We start from the raw sequence: 4,273 nt of genomic DNA on the forward strand, positions 1-4,273 counted from the left end.
TCGGCTGCGACATCCGCATCATGGCGGAATCCGCCAAGCTCGCCGCCGCCTTCGTCAAGCGCGGCGTGGTGCCGGAATCCGGCGGCACCTGGCTATTGCCGCGCATGCTCGGCTGGGCCAAGGCTTCAGAGCTCATCTTCACCGGCCGCACGCTCGGCGCGCGCGAGTGCCTGGAATGGGGCCTCGCCAACGAGGTCGTGCCGGGTGCCGAGTTGATGAGCCGCGCCACGGCGGTCGCCCGCGAGATCGCCGCCAACGCGCCGCTCGCGGTGCAGGCCTCCAAGCGCATGATGCGGATGGGCCTCAACGAGAATTTCCACGACCATGTCCACCACGTCTATCTCCAGCTCCTGCCGCTGTTCAAAACCCAGGACATGGCCGAGGGCATGAATGCCTTCATGGAAAAGCGCGAGCCGAAATTCGAGGGGCGGTAGCCGGGGCCGTCTGGTACGCGTTGGAGTAGCAATCATCGAGCGGCTCGGCTAGATTGGCATTCCCACGCCAATCCCCTGCGATCGTCCATGCCCTCATACCGTGCCAGTCCTGGCTTTTTCGAAGTCCCCCATGCCGCCGTCTATACGCTGATGACGGTGACGGTCCTCGCGTCGGGTTTCTGCTTCATCCAGGCGGGTGGTCCGGCGGCGCCGGCGGAGTTGCTGTATCGCTACGGCGGCATGTATGCGACCGCGATCGCGCGGCACGAATATTGGCGCCTCGTCGCCTATGGCTTCTTGCACGTCAATTTCATCCACCTCACCATGAACATGTTGTGCCTGGTGCTGTGGGGCGCCCATCTCGAGCGGCGGGTCGGGCCGGCCTATTTCCTCCTCATCTATCTCTGCGCGATGGTGTTCGGTGCCGTCATCGGCAACGGTATCCATTCCACGCCCTATTTGACGGTCGGCGCGTCCGGCGCCACCTCGGGCATCCTCGGAGCGCTGCTCTGCCTGTGGATCCTCGGCAAGCTCGACGTCAGGATCGACTTCTTCGCGATCAATATCGGATTGAACGTCGCGTTTGCGCTCGGCAATTCGCGGATCGACTGGGGCGTGCATCTCGGTGGTTTTGCGGCCGGGCTGATCGCCTGCGCAGTGCTGGACCTGATCGAGAAAGCGAATGTGTGGGTGCTTCGCTGCAAATTTCCCGAAGCCGTGAAGGTCAATCTGACACTGCTCGGGTGCGTCGTTGCGCTGTGGGCCTGGAGCGGTCAGGCCCAGGCGATCGCAGCCGGGGGTTCTGGATGGGTCCCGGCTCTCGTCGCCGTGGCCGCGTATTGCGCTGTCGTGAAGACGATTGATCTCGCACTCTCCGTCAGGAAGGGCCTTGCGATCGTCGTGGCGATTTTGGCCGGTGTGAACGCGGCCGCCGTGATGCTGTCCGGTTGGGCCCTGGCATCGTCTTGCAGCCCGCACCGGCCCACCGGCTCCGTTCCGCTCGACAACTTACTCGCCACATTCTGCCCTAGTCCTGTTGTCATCTCGGGGCTGGCCGCGATCGGCGCCGCCGCGCTGACGCTTTGGCTCTGCTCAAAGGAGATCTCGCGCGGGATCGAGGATGTTGGGTTTGTCGGCACATCGCTGCGCGCCGAACGCAGCCGGCGTCACGGATTATGAGCTTGGAGGGGAGCGGAAATCGGGGCCGTCTTAGCAGAGACAGATTTCATGCCTATATGCACGGGATCATCCACCCCCGGATCATCCCATGACCCCCGTTTCCATGCTGCTCAACATCCTCTGGATCCTCTTCGGCGGCGCCTGGATGGCGTTCGGCTGGGTGATCGCCGCGGTCATCATGGCGATCACCATCATCGGCCTGCCCTGGGCGCGGGCGGCGTTCAACATCGCCGTCTACACGCTGCTGCCGTTCGGTTCGCGGGCGGTCAACCGCTACGACGTCACCGGTGTCGAGGATATCGGTACGGGCCCGCTCGGCGTGATCGGCAATATCATCTGGTTCGTGCTCGCCGGCTGGTGGCTGGCGCTCGGCCACTTATTGACGGCACTGGCGCTCGCGATCACCATCATCGGCATCCCCTTCGCCTGGGCCCATCTCAAGCTCGCAGGCATCGCGCTCTGGCCGATCGGCAAGGTGATCGTGCCGGCGTGAGGCCCAACTCGTGGCTCGTAGGATGGGTTTCGCAAGTGCACCCCATCCTACGCGCTGCGGACATCAATGAGCATGCTCCCGTCAGGGACGAACGCGAATGATCGTATTTCCCTTGCGTCGCCCGGTCGGATTTAAGGCGGCGACCGCATCGTCGAAGGTCGAGACCTTGCCGATGTTCGTCCGCAGTCGTCCATCCCGCACCCGCTGGACGATCTCACTGAGTTGGGCGCGATCCGACTCGACGACGAAGTCGACCGCCAATCCATCGGAGGGCCGCGCCTCGGCCGGCCCGACGATGGTCACCAGTGTTCCTCCGGCTCGAATGCGTTCTACCGACCGCTTCTGTATGTCACCGCCGATGACATCCAACACCAGATCGACCTTGCCGGCGTCTTGCAGCGAGTCCTTGTCGAGGTCGACGAACTCGTTTGCGCCGAAGTCGAGCACCGTCTGACGGTCGGCGGCGCGTCCGGTGCCGATGACGTAGGCGCCGGCCTCTCGTGCGAGTTGCGTCACCATCGACCCGACTGCGCCGGCCGCGCCGTGTGCCAGGATGCTCTGCCCCGATTTGAGACGGCCATGCTGGAACAGCCCTTGCCATGCGGTCAGCCCCGAGATCGGCAGGCTCGCCCCCACTGTGAAGTCGACGTCGCCCGGCAGCGGCGCAAGATTGCGCGCCTCGATTGCCACATACTCGGCCAGCGTGCCGTCGCGATACCAGTCCGCCAGGCCGAACACCCGCTGTCCTAACACCAGCCCTGTCGTTCCATAGCCAAGAGCAGTGACCACTCCGGCCAGCTCGTGTCCAGGGATCGACGGTGTTCGGTCGCGATCGAGGCGATCAGTCCAGGTCGAAGGCCACGTCAGCTCAGTCGGGACAAATCCCGACGCATGAACCTGAACCACGACGTCGTTTATCGCAGCCTGCGGCTCGGGCCGGTCCACCAGCTTCATCCCCGCCGTTCCCGCGGCCTGTTCCGTTACAACGATCGCCTTCATTGGATCATCTCCTCAGTCATTGTCTCCTGATGCAACGATTGCAGTCAGCGTGAGCGCGACGGCTATCCACAAACTGCCAGACAGTGTGGAAGTGTCCGCGATCTATTGACCGGGGCTCCCACTGAAACTGCCGATCGGGATCGCTTCGGTCGTGGTGTTAGGAGTTAGATGCGTTACGCTTGGTCATGAAACCAGTACCAAGATTGCAAAATTCGGCTGTACCAAGGGCCATTGAGACGGCGAACAGATTGAGCCTCGTAGGATGGTAGAGCGAGAGCGAAACCCATCAACCCGACCGTTGACGAGGCATGATGGGTTTCGCAAGGGCTCCACCCATCCTACGCGCTGATCGGCAACATCTGGTTCGTGCTCGCCGGCTGGTGGCTGGCGCTCGGCCACTTATTGACCGGCTGGCGCTCGCGATCACCATCATCGGCATCCCCTTCGCCTGGGCCCATTTGAAACTCGCCGGCATCGCGCTGTGGCCGATCGGCAAGGTGATCGTGCCGGCGTGAGGTGGGGATCCGTCAATGTCCGCCTCCGCCCGTAGAGGGGAAGCCGGCATAGCTTGCGGAGTCGTCGGCTGATGACCCCTGAGCAGACACCTCAACAGTATCTCAACTCCGTTTGACCCTAGCGCCGAGACCGCGCCTCGTCCTGCGCCAGGCCGATTCCCATTATCGGAACGCTGCCAGCAACGCTTGGAAACAAAATTTTTACCAATAATAACGATGGCGTTAGTCACGAGATGCAACCGGACGGTGTGGGCGCTAAACTTCTGGGAGCATTGCGCGAAATTGCACGTGGGCCGGCATGGGAATTGGAATGTTCAGTGCGCCGCCTTTTGCGAGAGCAATTGTGTTGTCAAGGAACAGCTGCGCTTGGTCGGTCACACGGAACGACGGATCGCGAACAGGTTGCAACTGGTCAACTGGAGTCTTGTGGTTGGATGGGCGCTGGCGCTCTGCGTCGGGCTTGCCGTAACAACCTTCACGCTGGAAGGCTTGATGACGACGGAGGTCGTCACAGCGCCGGCGCTGGCGGTTGCCGGGTTGTGGCTCATGCGGTGGGGCTGGGGCGAGCGGCCGGCGTTCACTATGCTCGCATTTGCGCAGATGGGTTTTGTCACGATCTGTGCGGCGCCGCTGTCGTATATCGGCTTTTGGGC

The 4,273-nt window shown here is 62.8% G+C and carries 5 protein-coding genes and 1 pseudogene; 5 read left to right on the forward strand and 1 reads right to left on the reverse strand.

The genetic code is table 11. The features are described from left to right. The 3 genes from IC66_RS0111755 to IC66_RS0111765 form a co-directional block, all read left to right on the forward strand. The coding region (locus IC66_RS0111755) for an enoyl-CoA hydratase/isomerase family protein (RefSeq protein WP_038947748.1) at positions 1-434 on the forward strand (434 nt) is incomplete at its 5' end. Between the two features lie 87 nt (positions 435-521). Next, positions 522-1,613 (forward strand): rhomboid family intramembrane serine protease, encoded by a 1,092-nt coding sequence (locus tag IC66_RS0111760; protein ID WP_038947750.1) that lies wholly within the window; start codon positions 522-524, stop codon positions 1,611-1,613. 88 nt (positions 1,614-1,701) lie between these two features. Then, positions 1,702-2,106 carry a YccF domain-containing protein gene (locus tag IC66_RS0111765; RefSeq protein ID WP_028135280.1) on the forward strand — a complete coding sequence of 135 codons (405 nt, stop codon included), beginning with the start codon at positions 1,702-1,704 and terminating at the stop codon, positions 2,104-2,106. A gap of 81 nt (positions 2,107-2,187) precedes the next feature. Here the strand turns inward: IC66_RS0111765 and IC66_RS0111770 are convergent, their stop codons facing one another. Beyond that, on the reverse strand, positions 2,188-3,105 hold the full coding sequence (locus tag IC66_RS0111770) for an NADP-dependent oxidoreductase (protein WP_038947751.1): 918 nt from the start codon (positions 3,103-3,105) through the stop codon (positions 2,188-2,190). Between the two features lie 345 nt (positions 3,106-3,450). On the opposite strand from IC66_RS0111770, the pseudogene IC66_RS43340 reads away from it, so the two are divergent. Beyond that, positions 3,451-3,620 (forward strand): annotated as a pseudogene (locus IC66_RS43340) (YccF domain-containing protein); the annotation flags it as partial. Positions 3,621-3,986: 366 nt separating this feature from the next. Further along, on the forward strand, positions 3,987-4,273 hold a 287-nt coding region (locus IC66_RS0111780; RefSeq protein ID WP_157158044.1), incomplete at its 3' end, for a hypothetical protein.

The organism is Bradyrhizobium genomosp. III (assembly GCF_000261705.1).
Taxonomy (GTDB): domain Bacteria; phylum Pseudomonadota; class Alphaproteobacteria; order Rhizobiales; family Xanthobacteraceae; genus Bradyrhizobium; species Bradyrhizobium ottawaense.

Coding starts and splice junctions, on each gene's coding strand:
- IC66_RS0111760 (WP_038947750.1), top strand. CDS start 522: ATGCCCTCATACCGTGCCAGTCCTGGCTTTTTCGAAGTCCCCCATGCC.
- IC66_RS0111765 (WP_028135280.1), top strand. CDS start 1,702: ATGACCCCCGTTTCCATGCTGCTCAACATCCTCTGGATCCTCTTCGGC.
- IC66_RS0111770 (WP_038947751.1), bottom strand. CDS start 3,105: ATGAAGGCGATCGTTGTAACGGAACAGGCCGCGGGAACGGCGGGGATG.